General features: G+C 24.1%; 38 protein-coding genes. 19 read left to right on the forward strand and 19 right to left on the reverse strand.

Annotation, left to right across the window (positions count from 1 at the left end):
* Positions 1-79 precede the first annotated feature (79 nt).
* From AAHM95_RS06510 to AAHM95_RS06575, 14 genes are all read right to left on the reverse strand, one after another.
* A complete protein-coding gene (locus AAHM95_RS06510; protein WP_342273752.1) occupies positions 80-2,362 on the reverse strand; it encodes a hypothetical protein in 2,283 nt (760 codons plus the stop codon).
* A gap of 3 nt (positions 2,363-2,365) precedes the next feature.
* Complete coding sequence (locus tag AAHM95_RS06515) at positions 2,366-4,063, reverse strand: hypothetical protein (protein ID WP_342274439.1); 1,698 nt, start codon at positions 4,061-4,063, stop codon at positions 2,366-2,368.
* Positions 4,064-4,077: 14 nt separating this feature from the next.
* Entirely contained in the window at positions 4,078-5,259 is a 1,182-nt protein-coding gene (locus AAHM95_RS06520) for a hypothetical protein (RefSeq protein WP_342274440.1), read from the reverse strand.
* An 18-nt stretch (positions 5,260-5,277) separates the two neighbouring features.
* Entirely contained in the window at positions 5,278-5,652 is a 375-nt protein-coding gene (locus AAHM95_RS06525; protein WP_338961095.1) for a hypothetical protein, read from the reverse strand.
* A 17-nt stretch (positions 5,653-5,669) separates the two neighbouring features.
* Complete coding sequence (locus AAHM95_RS06530; RefSeq protein ID WP_281748210.1) at positions 5,670-5,855, reverse strand: hypothetical protein; 186 nt, start codon at positions 5,853-5,855, stop codon at positions 5,670-5,672.
* Between the two features lies 1 nt (position 5,856).
* Complete coding sequence (locus AAHM95_RS06535) at positions 5,857-6,045, reverse strand: hypothetical protein (protein ID WP_174481134.1); 189 nt, start codon at positions 6,043-6,045, stop codon at positions 5,857-5,859.
* Positions 6,046-6,079: 34 nt separating this feature from the next.
* Positions 6,080-6,238, reverse strand: a complete 159-nt coding sequence (locus tag AAHM95_RS06540) for a hypothetical protein (RefSeq protein ID WP_281747961.1) — start codon at positions 6,236-6,238, stop codon at positions 6,080-6,082.
* A 16-nt stretch (positions 6,239-6,254) separates the two neighbouring features.
* Positions 6,255-7,082: a hypothetical protein gene (locus AAHM95_RS06545; RefSeq protein ID WP_342273794.1), complete on the reverse strand. Its 828-nt coding sequence runs from the start codon at positions 7,080-7,082 to the stop codon at positions 6,255-6,257.
* A gap of 11 nt (positions 7,083-7,093) precedes the next feature.
* Positions 7,094-7,330 carry a hypothetical protein gene (locus tag AAHM95_RS06550; protein ID WP_339041654.1) on the reverse strand — a complete coding sequence of 79 codons (237 nt, stop codon included), beginning with the start codon at positions 7,328-7,330 and terminating at the stop codon, positions 7,094-7,096.
* A gap of 3 nt (positions 7,331-7,333) precedes the next feature.
* Positions 7,334-7,492: a hypothetical protein gene (locus AAHM95_RS06555; RefSeq protein WP_342273785.1), complete on the reverse strand. Its 159-nt coding sequence runs from the start codon at positions 7,490-7,492 to the stop codon at positions 7,334-7,336.
* 4 nt (positions 7,493-7,496) lie between these two features.
* Positions 7,497-7,790: a hypothetical protein gene (locus AAHM95_RS06560; protein ID WP_342273784.1), complete on the reverse strand. Its 294-nt coding sequence runs from the start codon at positions 7,788-7,790 to the stop codon at positions 7,497-7,499.
* Positions 7,791-7,792: 2 nt separating this feature from the next.
* The gene (locus AAHM95_RS06565) at positions 7,793-8,257 is read right to left on the reverse strand and encodes a hypothetical protein (protein ID WP_342273783.1); all 465 of its coding nucleotides are present in this window, start codon (positions 8,255-8,257) and stop codon (positions 7,793-7,795) included.
* 2 nt (positions 8,258-8,259) lie between these two features.
* A complete protein-coding gene (locus tag AAHM95_RS06570; RefSeq protein ID WP_342273782.1) occupies positions 8,260-8,415 on the reverse strand; it encodes a hypothetical protein in 156 nt (51 codons plus the stop codon).
* Between the two features lie 134 nt (positions 8,416-8,549).
* Positions 8,550-9,068: a hypothetical protein gene (locus tag AAHM95_RS06575; protein WP_342273781.1), complete on the reverse strand. Its 519-nt coding sequence runs from the start codon at positions 9,066-9,068 to the stop codon at positions 8,550-8,552.
* Positions 9,069-9,804: 736 nt separating this feature from the next.
* Between AAHM95_RS06575 and AAHM95_RS06580 the strand changes: the two genes are divergently transcribed.
* The 16 genes from AAHM95_RS06580 (at position 9,805) to AAHM95_RS06655 (ending at position 18,323) form a co-directional block, all read left to right on the forward strand.
* On the forward strand, positions 9,805-10,092 hold the full coding sequence (locus tag AAHM95_RS06580) for a hypothetical protein (RefSeq protein WP_342274441.1): 288 nt from the start codon (positions 9,805-9,807) through the stop codon (positions 10,090-10,092).
* 49 nt (positions 10,093-10,141) lie between these two features.
* Positions 10,142-10,336 carry a hypothetical protein gene (locus AAHM95_RS06585; protein ID WP_342274335.1) on the forward strand — a complete coding sequence of 65 codons (195 nt, stop codon included), beginning with the start codon at positions 10,142-10,144 and terminating at the stop codon, positions 10,334-10,336.
* A 104-nt stretch (positions 10,337-10,440) separates the two neighbouring features.
* Complete coding sequence (locus tag AAHM95_RS06590; protein ID WP_342274334.1) at positions 10,441-11,298, forward strand: hypothetical protein; 858 nt, start codon at positions 10,441-10,443, stop codon at positions 11,296-11,298.
* A 1-nt stretch (position 11,299) separates the two neighbouring features.
* Positions 11,300-11,719, forward strand: coding sequence for a hypothetical protein (locus AAHM95_RS06595; protein WP_342274333.1), 420 nt, complete (start codon positions 11,300-11,302; stop codon positions 11,717-11,719).
* 16 nt (positions 11,720-11,735) lie between these two features.
* On the forward strand, positions 11,736-11,864 hold the full coding sequence (locus AAHM95_RS06600) for a hypothetical protein (RefSeq protein ID WP_342274332.1): 129 nt from the start codon (positions 11,736-11,738) through the stop codon (positions 11,862-11,864).
* Complete coding sequence (locus AAHM95_RS06605) at positions 11,864-12,133, forward strand: hypothetical protein (protein WP_342274331.1); 270 nt, start codon at positions 11,864-11,866, stop codon at positions 12,131-12,133. Before AAHM95_RS06600 ends, AAHM95_RS06605 begins: the two co-directional genes overlap by 1 nt.
* Positions 12,133-12,366: a hypothetical protein gene (locus tag AAHM95_RS06610; protein WP_286640898.1), complete on the forward strand. Its 234-nt coding sequence runs from the start codon at positions 12,133-12,135 to the stop codon at positions 12,364-12,366. Before AAHM95_RS06605 ends, AAHM95_RS06610 begins: the two co-directional genes overlap by 1 nt.
* 1 nt (position 12,367) lies before the next feature.
* A complete protein-coding gene (locus AAHM95_RS06615; RefSeq protein WP_342274442.1) occupies positions 12,368-12,574 on the forward strand; it encodes a hypothetical protein in 207 nt (68 codons plus the stop codon).
* A 22-nt stretch (positions 12,575-12,596) separates the two neighbouring features.
* Positions 12,597-12,851 (forward strand): hypothetical protein, encoded by a 255-nt coding sequence (locus AAHM95_RS06620; protein WP_342274330.1) that lies wholly within the window; start codon positions 12,597-12,599, stop codon positions 12,849-12,851.
* An 11-nt stretch (positions 12,852-12,862) separates the two neighbouring features.
* Entirely contained in the window at positions 12,863-13,189 is a 327-nt protein-coding gene (locus tag AAHM95_RS06625; protein WP_338960277.1) for a hypothetical protein, read from the forward strand.
* 403 nt (positions 13,190-13,592) lie between these two features.
* On the forward strand, positions 13,593-14,651 hold the full coding sequence (locus AAHM95_RS06630) for a hypothetical protein (RefSeq protein WP_342274329.1): 1,059 nt from the start codon (positions 13,593-13,595) through the stop codon (positions 14,649-14,651).
* Between the two features lie 11 nt (positions 14,652-14,662).
* Positions 14,663-15,589: a hypothetical protein gene (locus AAHM95_RS06635; RefSeq protein ID WP_342274443.1), complete on the forward strand. Its 927-nt coding sequence runs from the start codon at positions 14,663-14,665 to the stop codon at positions 15,587-15,589.
* A 74-nt stretch (positions 15,590-15,663) separates the two neighbouring features.
* Positions 15,664-15,969 carry a hypothetical protein gene (locus tag AAHM95_RS06640; RefSeq protein ID WP_342274444.1) on the forward strand — a complete coding sequence of 102 codons (306 nt, stop codon included), beginning with the start codon at positions 15,664-15,666 and terminating at the stop codon, positions 15,967-15,969.
* 253 nt (positions 15,970-16,222) lie between these two features.
* Complete coding sequence (gene thyA, locus AAHM95_RS06645; RefSeq protein ID WP_342274445.1) at positions 16,223-17,092, forward strand: thymidylate synthase; 870 nt, start codon at positions 16,223-16,225, stop codon at positions 17,090-17,092.
* Entirely contained in the window at positions 17,092-17,583 is a 492-nt protein-coding gene (locus AAHM95_RS06650) for a dihydrofolate reductase (RefSeq protein WP_338975326.1), read from the forward strand. Before thyA ends, AAHM95_RS06650 begins: the two co-directional genes overlap by 1 nt.
* A 2-nt stretch (positions 17,584-17,585) precedes the next feature.
* The gene (locus tag AAHM95_RS06655; RefSeq protein ID WP_338975327.1) at positions 17,586-18,323 is read left to right on the forward strand and encodes a lysophospholipid acyltransferase family protein; all 738 of its coding nucleotides are present in this window, start codon (positions 17,586-17,588) and stop codon (positions 18,321-18,323) included.
* 44 nt (positions 18,324-18,367) lie between these two features.
* Here the strand turns inward: AAHM95_RS06655 and AAHM95_RS06660 are convergent, their stop codons facing one another.
* Both AAHM95_RS06660 and AAHM95_RS09675 read right to left on the reverse strand, forming a co-directional pair.
* Positions 18,368-19,444 (reverse strand): TSUP family transporter, encoded by a 1,077-nt coding sequence (locus AAHM95_RS06660; RefSeq protein WP_339042603.1) that lies wholly within the window; start codon positions 19,442-19,444, stop codon positions 18,368-18,370.
* A 112-nt stretch (positions 19,445-19,556) separates the two neighbouring features.
* Positions 19,557-19,994 carry an ankyrin repeat domain-containing protein gene (locus tag AAHM95_RS09675; protein ID WP_425289633.1) on the reverse strand — a complete coding sequence of 146 codons (438 nt, stop codon included), beginning with the start codon at positions 19,992-19,994 and terminating at the stop codon, positions 19,557-19,559.
* Between the two features lie 304 nt (positions 19,995-20,298).
* Between AAHM95_RS09675 and AAHM95_RS06665 the strand changes: the two genes are divergently transcribed.
* Both AAHM95_RS06665 and AAHM95_RS06670 read left to right on the forward strand, forming a co-directional pair.
* A protein-coding gene (locus AAHM95_RS06665) for an IS3 family transposase (protein WP_342274446.1) occupies positions 20,299-21,416 on the forward strand; the annotation gives its coding sequence in 2 pieces (ribosomal slippage) (positions 20,299-20,569 and positions 20,569-21,416; 1,119 coding nt in all).
* Positions 21,417-21,433: 17 nt separating this feature from the next.
* Complete coding sequence (locus tag AAHM95_RS06670) at positions 21,434-22,651, forward strand: IS256 family transposase (RefSeq protein WP_342274558.1); 1,218 nt, start codon at positions 21,434-21,436, stop codon at positions 22,649-22,651.
* Here AAHM95_RS06670 and AAHM95_RS06675 read toward each other — a convergent pair.
* Genes AAHM95_RS06675 through AAHM95_RS06685 form a run of 3 tightly spaced genes read right to left on the reverse strand, consistent with a single transcriptional unit; the run spans position 22,648 to position 23,562 of the window.
* Positions 22,648-22,884 carry a hypothetical protein gene (locus AAHM95_RS06675; RefSeq protein WP_342274447.1) on the reverse strand — a complete coding sequence of 79 codons (237 nt, stop codon included), beginning with the start codon at positions 22,882-22,884 and terminating at the stop codon, positions 22,648-22,650. The two genes, AAHM95_RS06670 and AAHM95_RS06675, sit on opposite strands and share 4 nt — an antisense overlap.
* Positions 22,874-23,350: a hypothetical protein gene (locus AAHM95_RS06680; protein ID WP_342274448.1), complete on the reverse strand. Its 477-nt coding sequence runs from the start codon at positions 23,348-23,350 to the stop codon at positions 22,874-22,876. The genes AAHM95_RS06675 and AAHM95_RS06680 overlap by 11 nt, the downstream gene beginning before the upstream one ends.
* An 8-nt stretch (positions 23,351-23,358) precedes the next feature.
* Positions 23,359-23,562 carry a hypothetical protein gene (locus AAHM95_RS06685; protein ID WP_281748672.1) on the reverse strand — a complete coding sequence of 68 codons (204 nt, stop codon included), beginning with the start codon at positions 23,560-23,562 and terminating at the stop codon, positions 23,359-23,361.
* Between the two features lie 1,035 nt (positions 23,563-24,597).
* On the opposite strand from AAHM95_RS06685, the gene AAHM95_RS06690 reads away from it, so the two are divergent.
* The gene (locus AAHM95_RS06690; RefSeq protein ID WP_342274449.1) at positions 24,598-25,596 is read left to right on the forward strand and encodes an SGNH/GDSL hydrolase family protein; all 999 of its coding nucleotides are present in this window, start codon (positions 24,598-24,600) and stop codon (positions 25,594-25,596) included.
* Positions 25,597-25,627 lie beyond the last annotated feature (31 nt).

Genomic DNA, 25,627 nt, shown 5'->3' on the forward strand with positions numbered 1-25,627 from the left:
AATTAAACCCGCTGTTGCTGATGACAGAATTACTCCAATTAAACCTAAAATAATTTTTATAATTTTAAAAAACATAATATTATTCTTGTAATTCTTCTAATTTTCATACATTACCTTTTAAATTACCTTTTCCACTATAAATAGTAATAAATTTAGCATGTTGAACTGATAAAATTACTATATTAGCACTATCATTAAAGGTTTGTATTGGTACACCAGCAATTTTTTTATCAGTTATAATAAATTCTTGAATAGTATAAACTGGATTATATATACTTCAAGAATAATAAACTCTATAATGTTTATTCTCTTGAAAATAATAAGTAATTTGTCAATTATCTCATTTATTTTTCTCTCTTGTTCCTACTTCTTTTCAATTTGAACCACTTGGACTTGGTGTTGGATTATTTTTTAATTCAATATCTCAAATATTTTCTTCTATTTCATTTGTAGTTAAACTACCAGACCTTATTTGTAATTTTGATTTAATATCAACTTTAATAGTATCTTGTAATTCTTCTAATGAAAATATATTCCCATATTGTTTATTTCCACCAATAATAATTAATTGACTTTTATTACCATCAACAGTTCCTAGTTTAATAATTAATGAAGCATCTTCATTATCAATTTTACCTTTAACAAGCATATAATCTCCACCTATATATGCAGAACTCTTAAACTCTATTTTTAGTTTTACACTTGTTTGATTAAAAGGTGGTTTATCTCATGTTATAAATACTCTATAATATTTATTAAAACTAAGAGCAAAATCTTCTCATGTACGATTATCAAGACTTTTACCTATTATTTTTCAATTTTCTTTATCTTGTTTTTTATCAATATTACTTTTATTTTCATTAATAGCACCAACAACTGTTTTATTAGTAGTTTCTAAATTAGGAATTTCTTGACCAATAGCATTCATAGAAAAAGCAATTGGAAATAATGCTTTTGTATCTTCTAATTTTTTATCTATTTCTTCTTTTTTATAATAATCAGTTAAATCAGTAGAACCACCAATAGCACTAATTTTATTATTTTCATCAATAGTTATATTAGTACCAGCAATTAATTTATTTTGTTTTTTATCTAATAAATTATTAGTTTCTAGTTTTGTATAATAATCACGTTCAGTATTTTCTTCTGCTATAAATTCAGTTGGTGTACCTATTCCTTGATATTGATATATATTATGAATTATTGGTTTATACTTTTTTGTGTTATTAGTAGCAATAAACTTTATTAAATCAACATCATATAATAATGTTACTTTATCAATATTAACATCAATATTTTCAATTATTATTTGCTTTTGTTCTATTTGACTATTAGTAATTCTTATATTAGATTTAGTTAATTTATTATTACTTATAATAAGTTGTTTACTATCGATAAAATAATATGTTCAATCAATAATATATCATATATCTGTTTTAATATTTTCATTTTTAACTTTCTTTCATAAAGGACTAGTTTCAATATTAAATCAATTATTTTTAACATCATTAATATTTTCATTTGCTTTAATTAATTCAGTATTTAATTTGGTAATTTCATTTTCATTAGTAGTAATTCGTTTTTGTTGTTTAGCAGAAAAATCACAAGTTGGTGCATGAGTAAAATCACCAATTTGCGGATTATTTTGTAATGCTTCTGGTGGTAATGTTCCAATTTCATCTGGTCAATCTAAAATCATTGTTTCAGTTTCTTTATCATAATCTGTTGCAACATAACCTTTATTAATAAATTTACTAACAGGACCTCTATATATTTCATTTTCATTATCATCAACTAAATCATCATATAATTTAATTTGTTTTGATAATGTAAATTCTTTTTGTTGTTCAATTAATTCATCAACTTGATTTCTAGTATAAAATGCTTTTAAGTCAATTTTTTCAACATCTATTTCATCATCATTATAACTTGAAAATATTTGTTTTAATTCTGTTAATCTTGCTCATATTTTCATTCTACTAGGTGCTAAATCTCAAACATTAATTGTAGGAGTACTATTTGCACTAAATTGAGTACCATTATTAAATTGAATAGTAGCATCAACATTAAATTCAATTGGTGTACGATTAAATACTCAATGTTCAACCATAACATAAACCATATCTCTTAATGTTTCTTTAATTAATTCATCTTTAAAACTATCGAAAGGAAATTTAGATAAAATAAAATCAAGATAAGCATTAATATCATTTTGAGCACGAATAGCAAAAGTTTTAAATCAATCATTAACATTAGATCATGTTTGTATATATTGCTGTGGGGTTTCTGTAATTTTTCCAGTTAATGGATATCAGTTATTATAATTTTCAAGACTGACATCAGTTCAAAGTTTATTAATCATAATTTATCATTCCTTAAAAAATGCTTTTTTATAATGCTTAGTTTTTGTTTTAGTTTTTCTATGTGAAATATGGATAATTTCTTTTTGCAACTTTTTCTTACCCTTTTCTACAACTTGACTATATGCAAATTTTTCTAAATGATGTAATAATCCAGTACCAAATAAAGTGTTTACTGAAAATTTTAAACCAACATTTTTAAATGATTTGTTAATATTTTCAATAGGATTATTAATAACATTTACTACTTTATGATAAGTTCTAATAGTTCTAAATATTTCTCTATATACTTTAAAACTATCTCTAATTACTTGTTGAACAACTGGTGGAGCAAATGCTATTGCTTTTAATCATTTATTACGATTAACACCATAACCAATGTATCAACCACTATATCAACGATATCAATGAAATGGATGTATTTGAGTAACAAAAGTTTTTGCTTTAAGAATACTATCAACAACTGTAATTGGTTTATATTTAGGATTACGATGATAAATAGTAATTGCACATTTATCTAATGACAAAGGTTGAATTTTACAACCCATAAATACTGGTGAATTTAATGGAATTAATTGTGCGTGTTTAATTGCTCTTTTTTCTGCACTAGTAAATAAATCAGTTGCTTTTTCTTTTAATTTATTAATTTTTTCAAATGCTTGTTTTTCTAACTTTTCAAATTTTTCTTGTAATTTATATATACTTTCTCTTATTTTTTCAAAATATGGTGTATCTTTTCAAAATTTATTTAAACCTTTTTTTAAATAAAATCTAATATCAAAATATTTAAAAGTTTGATTTGCTTTTAAAACAAGTTGATGAATAATATTATTTTTAAAATTAAATTTAATAGCATTAGCACGAATTTTTTGTAAATCTAAAATTAAAGTTTTTCCATATCTATTTTCTGTATGTATTGTATGAACTAAATTTAATCAATCATGTTGATTCATTTTTAATACTTCTTTTAAATCAGTATTAAATTTTTTTAAAAAGTTATTTGCTTTTTCAATATCTTTAATTTTAAATTTAGGAGTTAATTGTGGACTTAGTTTTATTAATGTATTTTGTAATAATAAGTGTTCCATTAATTTTTCTGTTTCTAGTTTTTGAAAATTATTTTTATATTGTCTTTCAGCAACATAACCTAAATCTCGTAATACTGTTTCACGATTAGGAGTAAAACTATAATTCATTAAATAACGTTTATTACCAATAATTTTATCTGTTAAAATTTCTTTTCCACTTACTTGACTAATAATTTCTTGTAAATTTTTTGCTTCTTTAATTCCCACTTGTTCTAATGTTTTAGTTTTTTGTGCTAGTTTAATAAATTTACTTGTACGATAACCACGACTAATTTTATTAAGTCCAGCAAATGCTGGTAATATATTAAAAAAAGTATTTAATGGTGTTACATTTCCTTTTAAATAATCATAAACTTGATTAATAGTAAAATCAGTTAAAAATTCTACACCAACAGCACTAATACTAGCAATTAAATCACTTGCACCTAATCCAAGGGCTACACTTTCACTTAATCCACCAGTAAAAGGAGCAAGTGCTACTGCTATAACTTGTACACCAATCATTTCTAAAATTTCTCATCAAAAACTTTTGTTTTCTTGTTGGTTACTTGTTCTAGTATGTTTTGGTTTATTTATGTTTAAAAGTATTGCTGTACTAGTTGTACCGATTGGCATAATATTAATTTCCTTTATTTAAGAGTTATTTTAATTGGATTTGTTGTTCCTTTATAATTTAAGTCATTAACATTAGCAGTAATAGTTATATATAAGTCACCTGCTTTTTGTTTTTGATTACTTACATTAGTTTTTCCTTGTGCATCACTAAAATATTTAATAGTTGGATTTGTTAAATTTGGATTTAATGATTTAAGTTCATTAGTACTTTTTATTTGTGTATTTAATTCACTATTATTGTTATTAACATTTGCAGTAATATCAGTTGTTAAACTTGTAATTTTAGTTTTTAAATCAGTTTTTTCTGTTTTAATAACTCCACATAACATTCAACGTGATGTTGTTTCTTCATCTGTTATATAGGGTATTGATTCACCAGTTACTTCTCCACCAACTAAATATCTTCTTCCAACTTTACCATCAGCAATATCTTGAACATATACAACTGTATTTTGTAACATATATCTTTTCATTGCTCTTGGTGTTGCTAAAACAAAAGACATAATTTTAGTTTCATTATTATCAGTAAATGTCATATAATCATCCATTACAATTTGACATAGTACACCTTTGATGTATAAATTATTTCCATTTAATCTTAATTGTTGAGCAATTTGATTATCAGTAATTAGACCTTTATTATTGGCTAAATAAACAATAGTATCATAAAGATTATTAGTAATAAAAAAACGACAATTATTACTATTTCTTAGTTGAAATAAAGTATTTCAAGCATCTAACATTGATTTTAAATATCCTAATGGTGTTTTATCAGTAATGTCTATTTTAGTTGCATATTTTGCAATTACATTTGTATCATTATTTGCTAAATAATCTGCTAAGTCATTAGCAACTTCATATTGCATTGTATTTAATAAATTTTGTCCATTTTCAGCATTTAAATCAACATTAGCAATTATTTCACCCGCAACCGCTTCTTCTTTAATTTCTTTTAAAATTTTAACAGTTTCAGCATAACTAACATCTAATCCTTTGCTTTTATCATTTCATTTTAATACTTTAATTTCTGAATTTTTTGGTTTTTTAACTATAAATTCAATTTTTGTTGAATTAACCATTTCGATAGGAAAAAAACTTGATCATGGTGAATTTGATTGTTTATAAAATTCTATAAACTCTGGTGCTTCTACTAATTTTTCGGTATTATCTAAATTTTTATTGAATTGTATTGCCATTTTTTGATTTCCTTTCTGTTATAAATTATTATTTTTTTTATAATCCAATAATGTACTTTTTATTGAATTTTGTTGATTTGTTATTATTGTTTGTTGTTTACCACCTGTATTAATTATTTCTTTAAATACTGGTTGTTCTTTAATAATTTTTTTAATAGTTTCTTCAATTTTTGAATTTTCTAAATTATTAGTTTTAAATTTTAAAAAATCATAAAATTCAGTTTTAACTTGATATTTTTTAAATATATTAATTATTTCTTTTTCTTTAATTTCTTGATTAAGTTTATTTAACTTATTTTCTGCTTCATTAACTTTATTTTCTATTTCTTGTTGAGCATTATTTTCAGTTAAAGGTTCAGTTGTTTGTTGAACATTATCTTCATTTTCTAACATTTAACATTCTCCTAATCTTATCCCAATAATCAATCTTTAACTAATTGTGGCATTTCACTTATTAATTTTTTATAATCATTAACTGCATTTTCTAATGTATCAATATCAGAAAATTTAAAACAATTATCAATATGTAAATCAAAATCTCTATCAATACTAATATCTTGTTTTCTATATTTTTCATTAAATTCAATTTTTGTCATATTATTTTTCTCCTTTATTAATCTTTTCATTTAATTTTGCTAATTTTTTTTGATGTTTTATAATTTTGTTATTTGCTCTAACATGTTTTGGAGTTGTGATAAATCTTTTTAATAAAACAATAATTTCTCTGCAAATTAATGTTCCAACACTTGTTCCAATAATTATTAATTCATGTAAAAATTCTTTCATTTCAATATTTTCCTTTCAATTATTTATTTTTTAATTATTCATCAAATTGACCACCATTAATTCTTTCAATCATCGATTTTGAATTACTTATAATGCTTACTAATAAGGCAATTTCTTTATTTAATTGTTCCATTCTCTCTTTATATGTCTGAATTTCATTATTATAATATTCAAGTAATTTTTCTTTATTCATAAATTATTCACCTCCTTTATAAACTCATGTGATTATAATCTCAATTTAGTGAAGCATTATCATGATTTAATGGTACTTCGCTCATATTATCACTACCATATTGACTAGTTGTTTCACTATTAATAGTAAATCTATTATCATTTACTAATCTTGATGTTTCATCATTAAATGGTGTTTCTTGCATTTCTTCAATATGATTTGTAGTTTCCATAGGTAGTAAATTATGGATAATTTCATTTGCACCAGCAACTATTGTAGGTATAGCATAAGCATTATTAAAATCATTATTTATACCCATTGCAACACCACTTGATATTAAACATCCACCAGTAGCCATATTACAAATCTTTCTTATTGTTTCAAATTTATTAGGTATTAACTCAGTTAATCCACTAATAAGATTTGATATACCATAAGCATTTAAACTAATATATGTATCTCAATCCATTAATGACTGATTTTCTTGTTTATTTAATAGTAATCATGGAGGACCCTCAGTTGTAGTTGTAGTAATTATTGGCATTGGTGTTGGTGGAATAATTGGAGTAATATTATTCTTTGTTCATTTACTATAATTTGCTAATCCAATTGTTCCTAAACCTAATAATATTTTTTTAGAACTATTAATTAATTTAGTTTTAGTATTTGGTCTTTGATTTAAATTTCAAATATCTAAACCTAATTTTTTACCAAATAATAAACTATTAATTGAACCTAATACTGGATTTACAATCACTTGACCATAATAAGCACTTGTACCAATCATTGCACAAATTGGACTTATACCAGTTCTAATTAATTTAGTTAAAGTATAATTTGATTGTGTATTTTCTATACTTGGCATTTTAATCTCCTTTAATTTTCTAATTTTTTAATTGTTACTTTAATTCAACCTTGATAAACATCATTATCACCAACTATTAATGCAACATTACTTTCTGGTTCAGAAACAATTATGTGTTTTGATTTAACATTTGGATATTGTCTTAAAATAATTGCTCTAATATCATTACTTGTATGAATTGCTTTTGGAAATGGTGATAATATTTCAATTTCATCTTTATTTTCAAACAAAGTAGGTAATATTATCATTAATTATTTCTCCTTATTTTTAATTTGATTAGCAATTTCATTTAATATTTTTAATACTTTATATTCATTTTTTAATTCTTTAATAATAAATATTAAAAATATTATTAGTGTTATGCTTGTTATTAATATTGGTACTATTAATAAAATTTTTCATAATATCATTTTTTTACTCTTTTCATTTTTTAAATCATTTAACATTAATTGAACAAAATGCACGATTTTTAGGAATGTTTAAAGTATTAAAGATTTGACCAGTTACTATAATTTCATCATTTTTGTTTAATAAAATACAGCGTCTATAAAATTTTGGGTTGTTAAAAATTAAAGTAACATAGTTTAATCCATTTCACTGACCTCGAACACTATAATATAATTCTTTATTACCTTTTTCATAATATTTTGCTTCAATAGTGTTACTTAGTTTTACTGTTAATTTGACATAATTTACTTTCTCTTTCATCTTTATAATTTCCTTAAATAATTATCAAAAATTAATATTTTTTTATGATTTTTTAAATAATATTGAATATGCTTATAAGCATCTTGTTCATGTTTTGTTAATTTTATATTTCCTTTATATTCTGTTATTTTATTTTTATTTTTTGGGTGATTTTCGAAATAATCTCAGTTGAAAACATCTTGTACTAATACCATTAATGCACCAATAATTTTAGGAGTTGCTAATGGATTAGTTAATAATTGTTTTGAACTTAAAAAGAAATTTTCTACAATAACTAATATTTTTTTATTAATAAATTTTTCTTTAATTAATTGAAATTTTTCTTTATACATATTTTTAGTTCATAAAACAGTTAATGTATTAAACGTTTCATTAAAAATAATATTATTAGTTTCATTTGAATAAATAACAATTCCATTGTTGCCAATTCCAGCGGGGTCAATTCCAATAATTAAGTCATATTGCATAATTAATCAAATTCACCATTTTTAATTTTTTCTTGTAATTTCATTATTAATTTAAGTTTTCAATTACTAATATTAATTTTAATTTCACTACTAATATCATCTTTAAGTAATTCCATAAATTCATTTTCAAGATAATTAATTATTTTTTCTTTATTCATATTTATACCTCCTACTTAACCTAATATTTAAAATACAGTCATAACAAATTGCTTTATTATTTTTATCTCTTAAAAATATTTTCTTGTTTTTTATATCCTTAGTATTAAAGAATAAATAATCTAATTTATTTTGTTTACATGTTCAACAAAAATACTTTTTCATTATGAGTTGATTTTTCTTTATAGGAAGTAACTATATAATTAATTGGTAAATCATCATGTTTATATGGATTATTTATTTTAAAATCTTTTCTGTTCTCTTCTCACGTAATGTTATATTTAAAACAAGGATTAGTAATTTTAGTTTTGTTATCTGTTATTTCACCAATAAATCAACTATTATGCTGTTCATAAAATGTTAATGGTTCAAGTTTGATATCATTAAGATAATATTCTTTTGGAGTAATTGGTTGATTAACAGTTATTTTTTGGTCTTTAATATAGGGTTCTAATAATTTTATTAATTCATTACCACTTAATTCTCTTTTAATATTTTCTAAATTAAAAACTCAATATGTATATTTATCATCAGCAATAAAACTATTATTTTTAACCATTCATTTTGGACATTGTAATTTATATTCACCATAATCAATAAGAATAGATTGTGGTTTATCTTTTACAATTTGTTCTTTTTTAAATTCTATTTGCATAATAATCCTTTCCTAATATGTTCTGTTGCTTCTAGCATAAAGAACATATATTTTGATTTTTTAATTATTAATAATCACACTATTCGTTTTTTTCATTCCATGAAAACTGGGCTCAAAAATAAATTATGAAATTTTAAAAATAAATCGAGGCATTCGATTCAATATTTATTTAATTTATGTTTAATAAATTAATATTTTAATTGAACCGGCACCGCTCAATTTTTTTTACAAGTTTGAAATTTATTTTCTCGCCCAAAAAAATTTTTCAAAAAAAATAAAAAATAAAACCAACACTTGCTCACTGGGGAGTGGCAAGGTTGGTTAAATAAAGAATAGAATTAATACAATAGGTCCCTACAACAGGTCTATATATACTAGTTTCCAATTCGCTCCCACCCCAAGAATTACCATTAATGGTTAGTATATTTTATTAGGTATCACTCCACTTTTTATTTATTCATGCAAGTCCACATGCTAGCTACTATTTTTAACAACTGTGTTGTAGTTCACTTTTTTAGTTCCCTAACACGTGTTGATAATAGCGTTAAAGAGGTTTATTAAAAATTTTAAAATTTTACAATTACAAAAAAAAGACAAGATTTTTATTCTCATCTTTTGTCATTTATTTTTAATTTAAGGATTTAAAAAAGAAAGGAGCTATTTTTAAAACTTTTTAGTTATCGACATCTTCGACACGCTCCCATTATTAATAATAAATTGAACTGGAGAGGTTAATATGTATTTTTTATGTCAATTGACAAAAATTAGAAGCAATGAAGTAATTAAAGATGAAAAAAGTGGTAAGTCCAAAAATTATGATGTACTTACTTTTTCGCTGTTTTATGTTACTGATAAAGGTATTAAAATATCAACTGGTGAAAAATCTAAGGATAAATGAGTTTTACATGATAGTGAATTATTTACTAAACTTTCTAAAATGAATTTAAGTCTTGGTTCTTATTATGATGTTGAAATAACATGAGAAGCAAAAATTATTGACATACATAATTTAAAAACTAAATAGTTATTTATTATAGGGTAATTGTTAAATTATTATTTAAAGGATTTAAGTTATGTCAAAAATTAATAATTGTGCTTGTGAACAAAATTTTCATTTAGCAATGTATTTATGCAAACTTTGTGACCAAGTTATTTGTCCTAAAAAAGTTTTACAAAACTTATATAATAAAAAATATTACTGTCCAAATTGCATATTAGATATTGCTTTGGTTAAACAAAAAGAACCATTACAACAAAAAGAAAATTAAAAATTAAATAGGGAGCATATATATACTTTTTTGTGTACTTTGCTCCCATGTTATACAAATTAGTATAAATATGCTCCTTATTAAATAAGTAAGGAGTTTTATTTATGCCTAATGTGTTAGAACAAACTAGTAATTATACTTTAACTAAAATTTTAAGAACTGGATTAAGTCCATTAAGTGCTATGGTAGGAGTTAGTGCTTATTATGGTCAATATTTAAAAGACCCAATTTTAGGAAGTATTAATTCTTTGTTATTTAGTAAAAAGTTAGGAATTGATATATGGAATATTAATCAAAGACTAACTACTAAAAATAAAGTGATTAATAGTTATAAAAAGATATTTTTAGGTTTAGGAACAATTGGTTTAATTAATTATGCTAAGTTTGTTCAGTATGTAAATAAGTCAGTTTCTTTATTAAGAAATGAACCTTGTTTTTGACCACCATGCCCTACTGAACCACCAATTCCTATTCCAATACCAACTCCTAATCCAGTAATTGATAAGCCTTTTGTAGATTGAGATACTTATATATCTTTAAATAGTTTTGGTATAGCAAATGTTATTAGTGGTTTAACTGAGTTAATCCCTAATAGATTTCAAAATATAAGAAAGATAGCAAATATGGGTACTGGTGGATGTTTGATTAGTAGTGGGGTTGCTATGGGTATAAACAATAATTTTAATAATTATTTTGCTATTCCTACAATTATTGCCGGAGCAAGTGAGATTATTAATACTTTATTATTACCGTTAGGAAATACACATAATAATACAGAGTTACAAGAAGTATTTACAGATGAAAGAGCAAGATTAATTAATGGCAGTGTTAATGATTATCAAAGTACAGATGACGGTATGGTTGATGTTGATTTAAATGATGATAGTATGTCGGAGATTAATTTAGATAGAGCAAGTTTAAATTGGGATTATTCTTATGCTTATACATTAGGTGGTGTTTAAAGTGAAAATATATATGTGATGAATTTTAAAATTTATGGCATTAACTGGATGTATTACATTTAGTATATTTTTAGGATTAATTCCTAGCATTATAGTTTTAGGAATTGTTGCAATTAAACCAGTATCTATTTTAATTGGTATTGTTGTAGGTTATATTGGTATTCCATGAAATAATATTAAAACTAAAATAACAAATTGAGTTTTTAAGAGAAAAGAAAATAAATTTAGTAAAAAGAATGATTTAAAAGTTGAAAGAAAAAGATATGAAAAACAAAAATTAGAAAGAAAATTTGAAAATTTAAATAATCAAATAAAAGATTTAAAACAAACATTAGAATTTCAAAATAAATTATTAGAAATTAATAATGAAAATTCAAAGATTAATGAACAAAATAAAACAATAAAAACGTTTATTTTATAAGGAGTGAATTAATTTTATGAAAAAAGATAAATGAAAAAATATGCCAAGACAAAAGTTGCATAAGAAAAAGGCAAAAAGAAATTTTGACCAAAGATTAAGTGAAAATTTGAATTATGATGATTTTTTATTAGGGGGTAAAAAATAATGGAAAATAAAGAAGTTATAAAACATAAAAAAAATTCTAAATTTGATTGAGTTAATATTATTCTTATTAGTGTTTTTACTAGTTGTGGTTTATGGTTATTTGTTGGTGGTATTCAGCAAATTATTGATAATGATATGAGTTTTATTCGTTGATTTTGGTTTTTTATTGGTGGTATTTCATTTTTTATGGGTATTTTATTTTCAATTTTAGATTTGATTAAATCAATTAAAAATAAGAAAAAGAATATTGAGAAAGGAAGTGATAAATAATGGATTTTAAAGAAATTATAAAATATGCGTTATATATTGGTGGGTTTTGTTTAATTCTTTGGTTTTGTAGAAATTGAATACGTGAAGGTATACAAAGATTTAAACATAAAAAACATATAAAAGATAATGATAGTGAACCCGATTGTATATTTTGTCGTAAAGATTTTGAAAAAAAGAAACGTAAATTAGAAATGGAAAAACAACAAAAAGAATTAGAGAAAGGAGGTGATTAATATGCCTGCTGGATTATCAGCATTATTAAATATGATTGGTGGTGTTGGCCAACAATTATTAAATGCTTTTACTTATATTTTTGGTTGAATATTTACTACTGGCGATGGTGGAACACTTACAAATTGACCAGTGTTAATTTCAATTGTATTTATGGTATTAGTGTTTATCAAACAATTTGTGGGACATATTATTCATGGAACACATTAGTAATTAGAAAGGAAGTAAGCAAATGGTAAAGTTATTTTTTAGTTTGGTTTTTGTTTTACCTTTATTAGGTAGACTTTTACCAGTTGTTAATACTTTGGTACAAACTATTTATATGCAGTATTTAAGTTCTTTTACTGGATTACATACTGTAACACTTTTTATTAAGTCGTTTTTTTATGATAGTTTATACACTTTACCTTTGCCTATTCTTGCTTTAATAAATGTTAGTTTTGTATTTTATTTAATTTTGGGATTATTTAGATTTACAAGACATTAGGATGTGAAATTATGTTTATACCTTTTATTACAACAGTTATGCAATTATTTGCTTCAATTTTTATGAAGTTTTTTAGTTTTCCACTTGGTGATTTAGGTTTTAATTTGGGTACGTTAATGATATTTTTAATTTTGCTTAGATTTGCATTTAGGGTTATTTTACCCGAATTAATGTTACCAGCATTAGATTTAGGACAGAATGTTAAAACTATGGGTCGTGCTTCTGTTAAATTTTATAAAGGTTCATCATGAGTTGGTAAACAACTTGCTGAAAGAAAACGTTTAGATAATAAGGCTAAGGGTATTGAGAATAAAAAAGGGAAGTTTGTAGGTAAATAGTTATGTCTAATTTTGTTCTTAGTATATTGCATTTTATTTTTATATTTTCTAGTAATGATATTGGTATATTTTTAAATCAAACTAATATTACTGATGAAGTTTATATTTTGTTTAATTTAACTTTTTGATTAGTATTAGGTGTATTTTTTAATTTTATTTATCGTAGTATTAAATTTATTTTTAGGTCATTATTTGGGTAGGTGTTAGTTATGAGTGTTTTAGAAATTTACAATAAAATACATCAATGTATTGTTGATTATTGAACTATGTTTATAGGTAATCCAGTTGACGATTTTACTACTATTTTATGAAATTTAGTAGTTTATGGAACACAGTTTTTTATTGGATTTGTTTTGTTTTATGGTTCATGGTGAATTTTAAAATGTTTATTTGGTAAATAATTATGTGATTTAAGTTTGCTAAATTATTTTTTGTTGTAAATACTTTTGTTCAAGCACCTACTTCTTTAATTGCTTCAAATGACGCTAATGTTGTTAATTATGATATTACAAAAGAAATGGTTAAACATGTTAAATATCATGATTTTGATGATTGAGCAACAATTCCATGAAATTCTGCTTATTTTGATGTTGACCAACCGGATTTAAAATTAGTAAGTGGTGAATTTATAGGAAATAATGAAGGTTTATATACATGTTATTATTATAGTGATACAGTTGGTGTTCCATCACAAATGATAGATATGGGAACTGGTGTTTATACTTTTAATAGAAAACAATTAGATGAATTTTCACGTATTATGTTTAATCATAATTATGTTGCAAAGAATAATACTAATAATTTAAACTTTGTTAATACTGGTAAAAGAATTATAAATTTTCAAACACAGTTAAATTTTGAAATTGATAAACCTTTAAGTTTTTATATTCAAGGTTTTATGTTTTATTTTGAATATGAATATTTTAAAACTTTTACTGCTAATTTTGTTTTTAGTTTTTTAGATAATGTTGGTGATACTAAGTATGTTTTTAAAGGTAAAGTTGATAATGATGTTTATCAGCAAGATTTATATAATTTTGTTACTATGCCTATTCGTGTTCCAAATTTAAGACATTTAACAGTATTTTTTGATGTTCATGGTGAATCAACTAAACCAACTTTTTCACCACAGTTAAATTTTGGTCAAATTAATATTTTTTCAAGTGAAAAAGTAACACCAGTACCGCCAAATAGTCCTTTTAACCCTGAGTATGAGCGTGTTAGTTGATATGATGTTTTTGGTCATTTACGTAATGCTTTTAGGTGAGTACTTTATGGTGTTGTTGGTAAGGTTTTACCCGTGGAACCATTAAGAGAATTTTTTACTAAACTTGATGGATTATTGAGACGTATTTTTGATGATACTATTAGTTCTGTTTTAAATGTTGATTTTACTAGTGGTTTAGAACAAGTTTTAACATTATGAGTATTTTTAAAAGCAGTTGGATTTTTAGTTGGTTAGGAGTTGAAATAATGTCTTGATATGGTTATTTACTTTTAGGAGTTTTATTATTAATAATAGTTTATCCGTTTTTAATAACTAGAAAAAATATAAAGATATTACAACGTGTAGGTAGTTATATTATTTCAGCACCACCACGTACTGGTAAATCTGCTCTTGCTTGTTGTTTAGCACAAAAACATAAGGGTAGGGTAGTAAGTCCTATTCCTATTAAAGTTCGTAATGAATATAGTTATCGCTGTTCTTATGATGATGTTTTTAAATTTAATCAATTAAATAGTAATTATGCTTTTAAAGAGTGTGATATGGTTGTTTTAGATGAGTTAGGTTTGAAAATTAATAGTAATGATTTGTCACCCGAATTTAAAGAAACACAAGAAAGTTTAGGAATGTTTTGTAAATTAATAGGTCATAATTTTAATGGAATTATGTATATGATTGAACAACACCCCGATAGAATACCAAAACAAGCACCTGAAAAAGTAGAATATATTGTTCAAGTTAAAAGAATGCGTATTTTGTTATTTTTAGTTAAATTTAAACTAAATATTTATACTAATGTTGATGATTATAATAAAATTGTATTATCTAAAAGACAAACTAAAAAAATAATTAAACGTGGTGGATTACCACCTAGTTATAGTGGTGAAACTATGACTTTTAGTTTATGATTTCCTAAGTCCTATTTACAAAAATATAATAGTCGTGCTTTGAATTATATTCATTCGTTGAAAAGTGAATTAAGTAGTGTTAAAGACTATGAACAGTCACAAGCATTAGATTTTACTGTTGATGATATTAGAGCAGTAGAATTAGATAAGTTGGATAATATATTACAAACTGAAAAGAAAGAAACTGAAAATACTGTATGTCGTGTTTGTTATTATAGAAATAAACATTCTAAGAAAAATAAAAAAGATGTTAAAATAAATTCATAAACTAAATATAAGTTTTAACTTATTTGCTTTATATAAAGTAAATTAGTTTTTTTATTTTGAAAGGAAAATTAGACATGAGATGAAATTTAAAAGCAGAATATCCAAAATCAATATTTAAAAGAAAAAAATATAAATTTTATAATTTAAAACCATTACTTGAAAAAGAAACATATGATTTTTTGTTATCTGATTTTAAAAATCATAAAATTAATTTTGATTTTATAATTAGTGAAATAAATGAAATTAAGCAACATAATTACGATATTGATTTATTTTGTTATGAAAAAATGCCTTCTTCACCTGAGTTAGAAAAATTAAGTTTTAATTCTTATAATCAAACTTTAATAACTACACATAAACAAAGTTTATTAAAAATTTAAATTTATATTATTGGTCGGAGCCAACCAGAACCTTGGTTGGTTGGCCGCGGGGTTTAGCCCCGCTGGGGTGAGTTGCGAAGCAACGAGGGGCAAAGCCCCTATTACTTGAATTTCATAAAAATCCAAATTATTTCTTGTCTAAAAAATAATAAGACTGTATAAATTTAATTTATTCCGGATTTTTGACAATCTCCCAAATATTTTTTGTTAAAATATAATTGATTTAATTTGATTTATGAAAGAGGTAATGATTATGAAACAATATTTAGATTTATGTCAATATGTTTTAGAAAAAGGATATAAAAAAGCTGATAGAACAGGCACTGGTACTGTTTCTACTTTTGGTTATCAAATGCGTTTTGATTTACAAAAAGGTTTTCCCATATTAACTACAAAAAAAGTTCATTTTGCTTCTATTGTTCATGAGTTATTATGATTTATTGCTGGTGATACTAATATTGAATATTTAGTTAAAAATAATATTAGAATTTGAAATGAGTGACCTTATAAGAAATTTATGGAAAGTAAAAAATATCAAAATGAAACTTTAGAAGAATTTGTTGAAAAAATTAAAACTGATCATCAATTCGCTCTTGAATTTGGTGATTTAGGACCTGTTTATGGTAGACAATGACGTAATTTTAATGGTGTTGATCAGTTGCAGGAGTTAATAGAAAATTTAAAAAACAATCCTTTTTCACGAAGACACATTTTATCAGCATGAAATCCTGCAGAAATTAAAAATATGGCACTACCACCATGTCATACTTTAATTCAATTTTACGTTTCTGATGATAAAAAATTATCTTGTCAATTATATCAACGTAGTGCAGATATTTTTTTAGGAGTTCCTTTTAATATTGCTTCTTATGCATTATTAACAATAATGTTAGCACAAATATGTGGCTATCAGTTAGGAGAATTTATTCACACTTTAGGTGATGCTCATATTTATAGTAATCATTTTTCACAAATTAATGAACAATTAAGTAGAAAACCAAAATCATTACCAATTTTAGTTATTAATAAAAATATTACTAATTTATTTAATTTTAAATTTGAAGATTTTAAATTAGAACAATATGATCCATATCCGTTGATTAGAGGTCAGGTTGCAGTATAATGGTAATTTTAGTTTGAGCAATGACCAAAGAAAAGGTAATTGGTTTTAATAATAAATTGCCCTGAAAAATTAAAGAAGAAATGCAATATTTTCAGAGCATTACTTTAAATAAAAATGTATTAATGGGTTCAAAAACTTTTGAAAGTATTGGCAAACCATTAAAAAATCGTTACAATATAGTTGTTACTAATCATCAAGAACGTTATCAACAATTTCTAAATGATAATAATATTACTTTCACAAATGATATTATTTCATATTTAAAACAATATCAAGGTAATAAAAAAACAGATATTTGTATTATTGGTGGTGCTGAAATTTATAAGCAGGCATGAGATTATGCTGATTATTTATATGTTTCAGTCATTAAAAATTTATATAATGGTGATCTTTTATTTCCTATTAGTAATTTTTCTGATTTTAAATTAATCAAAACAACAGAATTTGCAGAATTTGTGGCGAATGTGTATCAAAGAAAGGAAAAAAAATAATAATGAACATTTGAAAAGCAATTTTAACATGACCTTATTTATTACAAACTTATAGTAAATCAGGTTCAATGACAAGAAAGGTATTAAAAGACCCAAGTTTAGTTTCTGAAGCAAAACGATATATTTGATTGAAAAAACGTGTGCGTTATATTAAATGATTATATAATATTAAATTAACCGTTCATAACATTGAGAATTGACCAAAAAGAAAAGGTTGTGTAATGGTTGCCAATCATCAATCAAATTTTGATCCATTATTAGTATTATCGGTAAATGATTATAGTTTATATGCACCTTTAGGTTTTATTGCAAAAGAAGAATTAAAAAAAAGCCATTTGGCACGAAGATTTATTTTTTTAATTGATGTTTTATTTATTGATCGTAATAATCCACGAACAGCCGTTACGGCTTTTCAAGAAGCAAAGGAATTAATTAGAATTCCGCGTACAATGATGATTTTTCCAGAAGGAACAAGAAGTCATCAACAAGAAATGCAAGAATTTAAAGCAGGTGCTTTTAATATGGCATATCAATCTTATGTACCAATTATTCCTGTTACTATTATTAATTCTTATCAAATTTTTGATCGAAAATATAAAGGCAAAAAAGATATTCATCTTATTTTTCATAAGCTAATTGAGCCAAGTGAATTTATTAAATTATCTACTGATGTATTATCAAAGCAAGTATTTAATATTATTAAAAAAGGAATTGATGATTTTAGCAATAATAAAATTTAAGTAGTAATAATAAAAGGTTGTTAATTAACAACCTTTTATGATATTTAAGAGTCAATAATTAATTTCTGATGTGATTTTTGTTTTTTATAATTACGTAAATTTTTTACTGATGTAATTATTAGTGAAGAAGATGTATATCAAATTATTACGATAATTAATCATAGTAGGATATTAATAAATTGTTCTTTATTTAAGCCAAGACCATTTTGTAATAATAAGAATACACTTAAGTAAGCACAAATAACACCAATTGATCCACATAGTGTGAAAGCAATTGCTGGTTTAATTTCATAGTTTTTATCTTTAATAAAACGTGTGCCAGCAACTGGCATTAAAAAAGCTGCAGATCCCATCATAATTGGAAAAGCACATTCAGCGTTAAGACCTAATAAATAAGTAGTTGCCATTGCTGGAGCATAAATACCAATGCCTAATGCCATGAAAGCACCAAGGATAAAGAATATACTAATACCAACCAAATATTTTCATCAAATATCAAGACTATTATTATTACCCGCTGTTGGCATAATTCCAATTTGTTTTTGACCTAAAAGCATGATAATTGAAACAATAAATAATAGAATACCAATAAATAGTTGTGATCAACTAAGTTTAATTTTATTTGCGATAATGGCGCCTAAATAGGCACCTAATGTTGCAGCAGAAATTAATGAAACTAGTGTTGGTCATGCTACTTGAATTAAAGCAATAAAAATAATTGCTTCTAAGCAAGTAGGAATACTATGACCAACATTCATAATTCCTAAAATTTTTTTATCATTACGTACTTGTTTTGTTAATTTTAATAAAATAATACTTACTGCAAATGAACCAATACCAATTGTGTCACAAAAATCAGCAATAAAACCAATTATTCCTAGTTTTCAAAATCGTTGTTTAAAATTATCTTCAAAATTATGGATATGTTCTTCATCAAATTGTGAATAACTATTTTTTATAAGATATCATGTAAAAATTGCTACTATTATTAACAAAATAGTAATAAAAATAATAGCAACAATTGAGGGTTTTCAAATATTTGTTAAAAATAAAGTAAGTAATAATACAAATAAAGAAATAGGAATTATTAATAAACTATAGTATATTGTTTTTTTATTCATAGTTATGTCCTTTTTTCTTTTAGATTTACTTTATGTTATTTAAGATTTTATCATGAAAAAATCCAAAAAAATATTATTATCTTTTAATTTTTTTTATTTCTTTTTTTAAAAATTATATTTTTAAAGAATTTGATTTATCACATTTGTTCTGTAAATTATGATTTTGTAAATCTATAGAATTTATTTGTTCTTTTCAATAATTTGATTCATTAATTATATTTTGTATTTCTAAATGTCCATTTCTAGTAGCTCATGTTAAAGCACTATCACCATTAGCATCTAAATGAGTAATATCTATATCATTTTTTATTAAAGTGTTAACTACATCTAGGTGTCCTTCTTTGGCAGCTCATATTAGAGCATTATTACCATATTTTGTTTTATGATTAATAATATCACTATTTTTTGTTAATAAAGCGTTAATTACTTCTGTGTGTCCGTTTCTGGCAGCTCATATTAAGGCATTTTCACCAACATTATTTTCGCGATTAATATTAATATCATTCTTTATTAAAATTTTTGGGAGCGTGTCGAAGATGTCGATAACTAAAAAGTTTTAAAAATAGCTCCTTTCTTTTTTAAATCCTTAAATTAAAAATAAATGACAAAAGACGAGAATAAAATTCTTGTCTTTTTTTTGTAATTGTAAAATTTTAAAATTTTTATTATTAACATCCTTTAAATATCTACTACACGCAGTGACCAAGTAGGAGAAAGTTAATAATTAATAATCTTCTTTAACGCTATTATCAACACGTGTTAGGGAACTAAAAAAGTGTGGATGGGTTACACTTTATTGGACACTAATTACATAGACAAGTGAGCAAATTAGTTAAAAGAAAGGAATTATAATTATGGTCACTATTAACTCATATTCAGATGAATTTAAAAAACAAATAGTAGCTTTATATCAAAGTGGCAAATCAGTATCTTGCCTTGTTAAAGAATACAATGTTACAAGAGCAGCTACTTACAATTGAATTAAGCAATTTACTAATTCAGGTAGTTTTAAAACTAAAAATAATCTTTCAGATTTAGAAAAACAATTAATTCAAGCAAATAAAGAATTAAAACAGTTACGAATGGAAATTGATATTTTAAAGCAAGCAGCACTAATAATAGGCAGAAAGTAGAGATTATTGCAAATAATAAATCTAAATATAAAATTCGCACAATGTGTCATTTTTTAAAACTCTCTAAATCAACATATTATTTTAATTTAAAGAAAAAAAATAAAATTCAAAATAATATTTATGAACAAGCTGTTATTAGTGCTTTTAAAGAAAATAAAGAAGTTTATGGTACTAGAAGATTAAAAGTCATACTAGCAAACCAAGAAATTTATTTATCACGCAGAAAAATTAAAGAAATTATGAATAAGCATAATTTAATATCAAAATACACTAAATTATCATTCAAAAATTATCATAATAAAGTCAATGATAGTCAAATAACCAATCTTGTTAATAGAAACTTTAATAATAGAATTAAAAATGAAGTTATTGTTAGTGATTTAACTTATGTTCAAGTTAATGGTAAATGAAACTATATTTGCCTATTAATCGACCTATTTAACCGCGAAATTATTGGACATAGTGTTGGAGTTAAAAAAGATGCATCATTAGTATATCAAGCATTTATGCAATCAAATCACTGTTTAAAAGATATTGAAATATTTCATACTGATCGCGGTAATGAATTCAATAATAAAACTATTGATAAACTTTTATTAGCTTTCAACATAACTCGATCTTTAAGCAAAAAAGGATGTCCTTATGACAATGCTGTTGCTGAAGCAACCTTTAAAACTTTCAAAATTGAATTTATTAATGATAAAAATTTTACATCATTAATCCAATTAAAATTAGAATTATTTGATTACATCAATTGATATAACAACATAAGAATTCACAGTACTCTAAACTACCTAACTCCAATTAGTTATCAAAAACAAATGTCTACCAAAAAATAGTCCTAAAAAGGGTTGCCATTCCAAATGATCCAATATCAAAAGCAGTAGATTTATTACTAGAAAATACTGAAGATTTAACAACAGTTTTTAAACCTGGCGGTTTATATAAAGAATTAACAAAAAGATTAGTTGAAAAAATGTTGAATTCTGAAATGCAAAATTATTTAGGATATGAAAAAAATCAACATAGTACTACTGAAAATGCTCGTAATGGTACAAGTTCAAAAAAATTAATAACTCAACAAGGTAAAATTGAAATTGATGTACCAAGAGATCGCAATAGTAATTTTACTCCTGTAATAGTTCCTAAAAGGCAAAGAAGATTTGATGGTTTTGATCAACAAGTTCTTTCCTTGTATGCAAAAGGAATGACATTATCTGACATTAGAATGCAGTTGCAAGAGTTATATCATGGTGCTGATATTAGTGAAAGTGTTATTAGTCAAATTACTGATGATGTTATTGATGATGTTAAAGCATGACAAAATCGACCATTAGAAAGTATTTATCCTATTGTTTATTTTGATTGTATAGTAGTTAAAGTACGACAAGATAAACGGATTATTAACAAATCAGTTTATATAGCATTAGGAGTTGATTTAGAAGGCAAAAAAGATGTTTTAGGATTATGAATTAGTGAAAATGAAGGTTCTAAGTTTTGATTATCTAATTTCACAGAAATGAAAAATCGTGGCTTAAATGATATTCTTATTGCTTGTAGTGATAATTTAACAGGCATGTCAGAAGCAATACAATCAGTTTATCCTAAAACAGAACATCAATTATGCATTGTTCATCAAATTAGAAATAGTTTAAAATATGTTTCATACAAACATCGAAAAGGTCTAGTTGCAGATTTAAAACCAATTTATAGTGCATGTAGTGAAGAACAAGCAATGCAAGCTTTAGAATCGTTTGAAAGTAAATGAAATAAACAATATCCTCAAATTACTAAATCTTGATATAAAAATTGAGATAATTTAATGGTTTTTATTAGTTATCCAGTAGAAATCAAAAGAGTGATTTATACTACAAATGCTATTGAATCTGTTAATAGTCAATTACGAAAAATCATCAGAAATAAAAAAGTTTTTCCTAATGATATGGCAGTTTTCAAAATATTTTACTTGGCAATTGAAAATATAACAAAAAAATGAACATTGCCTATTCAAAATTGAAATACAGCAATTGCTCATTTTATGATAAAATTTGAAGACAGAATTAATCTAAATTAGTAACTTTGTAAAACAAAGATACACAGATTATTAAAAAGCCTCTCATTTTTGTTTAATAAAATACAGCGTCTATAAAGTTTTGGGTTATTAAAAATTAAAGTAACATAATTTAATCCATTTCATTGACCACGAACACTATAATATAATTCCTTATTACCTTTTTCGTAATATTTTGCTTCAATAGTGTTACTCAGTTTTACTTTTAATTTGACATAATTTTCTTTATCTTTCATTTTTAGAATTCCTTAAATAATTATCAAAAATCAATATTTTCTTATGATTTTTTAAATAATATTGAATATGCTTATAAGCATCTTGTTCATGTTTTGTTAATTTTATATTTCCTTTATAATTTGTTATTTTATTTTTATTTTTTGGGTGGTTTTCTAGATAATCTCAGTTAAAAACATCTTGAACTAATACCATTAATGCACCAATAATTTTAGGTGTTGCTAATGGATTAGTTAATAATTGTTTTGAACTTAAAAAGAAATTTTCTACAATAACTAATATTTTTTTATCAATAAATTTTTCTTTAATTAATTGCAATTTTTCTTTATACATATTTTTAGTTCATAAAACAGTTAATGTATTAAATGTTTCATTAAAAACAATATTATTAGTTTCACTTGAATATATAACCATTCCATTATTACCAATTCCAGCAGGGTCAATTCCAATAATTAAGTCATATTGCATTAATTAAGTTAACCTCTAATAACCGTTTTAATAATTTCTAAATCACAATTACATCAACAATATTTACATTCTTCAATAAATTCTTTATGACCACAAACTAAATTATCTTTTTTTAAATCATCAATCAGTTTAATTAGCCCTATTTTAAATTCAATATCATCACTGTCTGGTATGCAAATCGTTCCTCTTTTAGTTAAATATTCTTTATCCATATTTATACCTCCTACTTAACTTAATATTTAAAATACAGTCATAACAAATTGCTTTACTATTTTTATCTCTTAAAAAATATTTTCTTGTTTTTATATCATTAGTATTAAAGAATAAATAATCTAATTTATTTTCTTTACATGTTCAACAAAAATACTTTTTCATTATGATTTGAAATTCCTTTCCTAATATGTTCTGTTGCTTCTAGCATAAAGAACATATATTTTGATTTTTAGATTATTAATACTACTACTATTCGTTTTATTCATTCCAGTAATTCTGGGCTCAAAAATAAATTATGAAATTTTAAAAAACATTGAGGCATTCGATTCAATATTTATTTAATTTATGTTTAATAAATTAATATTTTAATTGAACCGGCACCGCTCAATTTTTTTTACAAGTTTGAAATTTATTTTCTCGCCCAAAAAAATTTTTCAAAAAAAATAAAAAATAAAACCAACACTTGCTCACTAGGGAGTGGCAAGGTTGGTTAAATAAAGAATAGAATTAATACAATAGGTCCCTACAACAGGTCTATATATACTAGTTTCCAATTCGCTCCCACCCCAAGAATTACCATTAAATGGTTAGTATATTTTATTAGGTATCACTCCACTTTTTATTTATCTATGCAAGTCCACATGTTCTAGCTACTATTTTTAACAACTGTGTTGTAGTTCACTTTTTTAGTTCCCTAACACGTGTTGATAATAGCGTTAAAGAGGGTTATTAATTATTAACTTTCTCCTACTTGGTCACTGCGTGTAGTAGATATTTAAAGGATGTTAATAATAAAAATTTTAAAATTTTACAATTACACAAAAAAAGACAAGATTATTTCTTGTCTTTTTCCTTTGAGAATAATTTTTTTAAATGTATATTTTTTAAAATACGTCGAATATAAATTTAAGGGTAAAAGAGAATTTAATTTGTCTATCATCATTTTTAAATGGTAATTTTGGAAATAAGTTACTAATATAATAATTAATTATTTCGTAAATTTGACAACCGCCCAAATTTTGTTGTTACCTTCAATGTTAATAACTACTATTACATCCAATAGCAAGGCAGAAAAAACAGTTACTGATTATCATCAATTATACGTTCTTGGTGATAGTCTTTCTGATACTGGTAGTTTTGTTGGAGCTGGGAGTGACTTTGTCCAAAAATCACCATTAGCACCTTTATGAGTCGCTCAAGTAGAATTAGGAGATCCATATTATTTAAATCGCTCTTTCAGCAATGGTAAGGTTGCAGCTGAAATTTTAGCTAATAAATTACATTTAAACTTACAAGCAGGATGAAAATATACGATTTTAAATGATGCAGCAACTTATGAACAATTTGGTAATAACTATGCGGTTGGAGGCGCTGTTGCAGCTGAAAATGATTCATGAACAGGAGAATTTTATTCAAATCGTTTTAGCCTTCAACATCAAATGGCTGCTTTATTATCTCAACATCAAAATTTACAAAGTGATGATTTAGTCTTTCTTGAATCAGGAAATAATGATATGTTGGCTGCTATTGATAGTGGTAACTATTATAAAGAACTTGATATTATTTATAATGCAATTATAAAAGAAGGAGATATAATTCAAGAATTAATTAATAAAGGCATTCAACATATTGTTGCTACTGATGTTCCAGATTTTAGTCTTGTCCCAAAATATTATGGAACTAAATCGCAAGTTTTAGCAAAACAATTATCTGATGCTTATAAAACACTTTGAAATCATGAGATATCTTTATATACAACTAATTATCCTAATTTTATTAGAAGATTTAGTTTAAGAGAAGAATTAAGTAAATATGCGTTGATATTTCAACAAGAAGGAAAAAATATTACTCAAAATGCAATTGAATCTGATTATGCTCATATGGCATTAGATGGTGCTGTTACAGCAACATATGTTAATGGTTCAACAAAAGAAACATTAAATAATTATTTCTTCTTTGATGAAGTTCATCCAACAACATTAGTGCATCAAGCAGTTGCTGAAGATCTTTATAATTTAGTTGAAAAGTGATAATGTTTTAAAACATTAGATATAACAATTAGTA

This window comes from Spiroplasma endosymbiont of Phycita roborella, from assembly GCF_964031195.1.
GTDB classification, from domain to species: Bacteria; Bacillota_I; Bacilli_A; order Mycoplasmatales; family VBWQ01; genus Spiroplasma_E; species Spiroplasma_E ixodetis_A.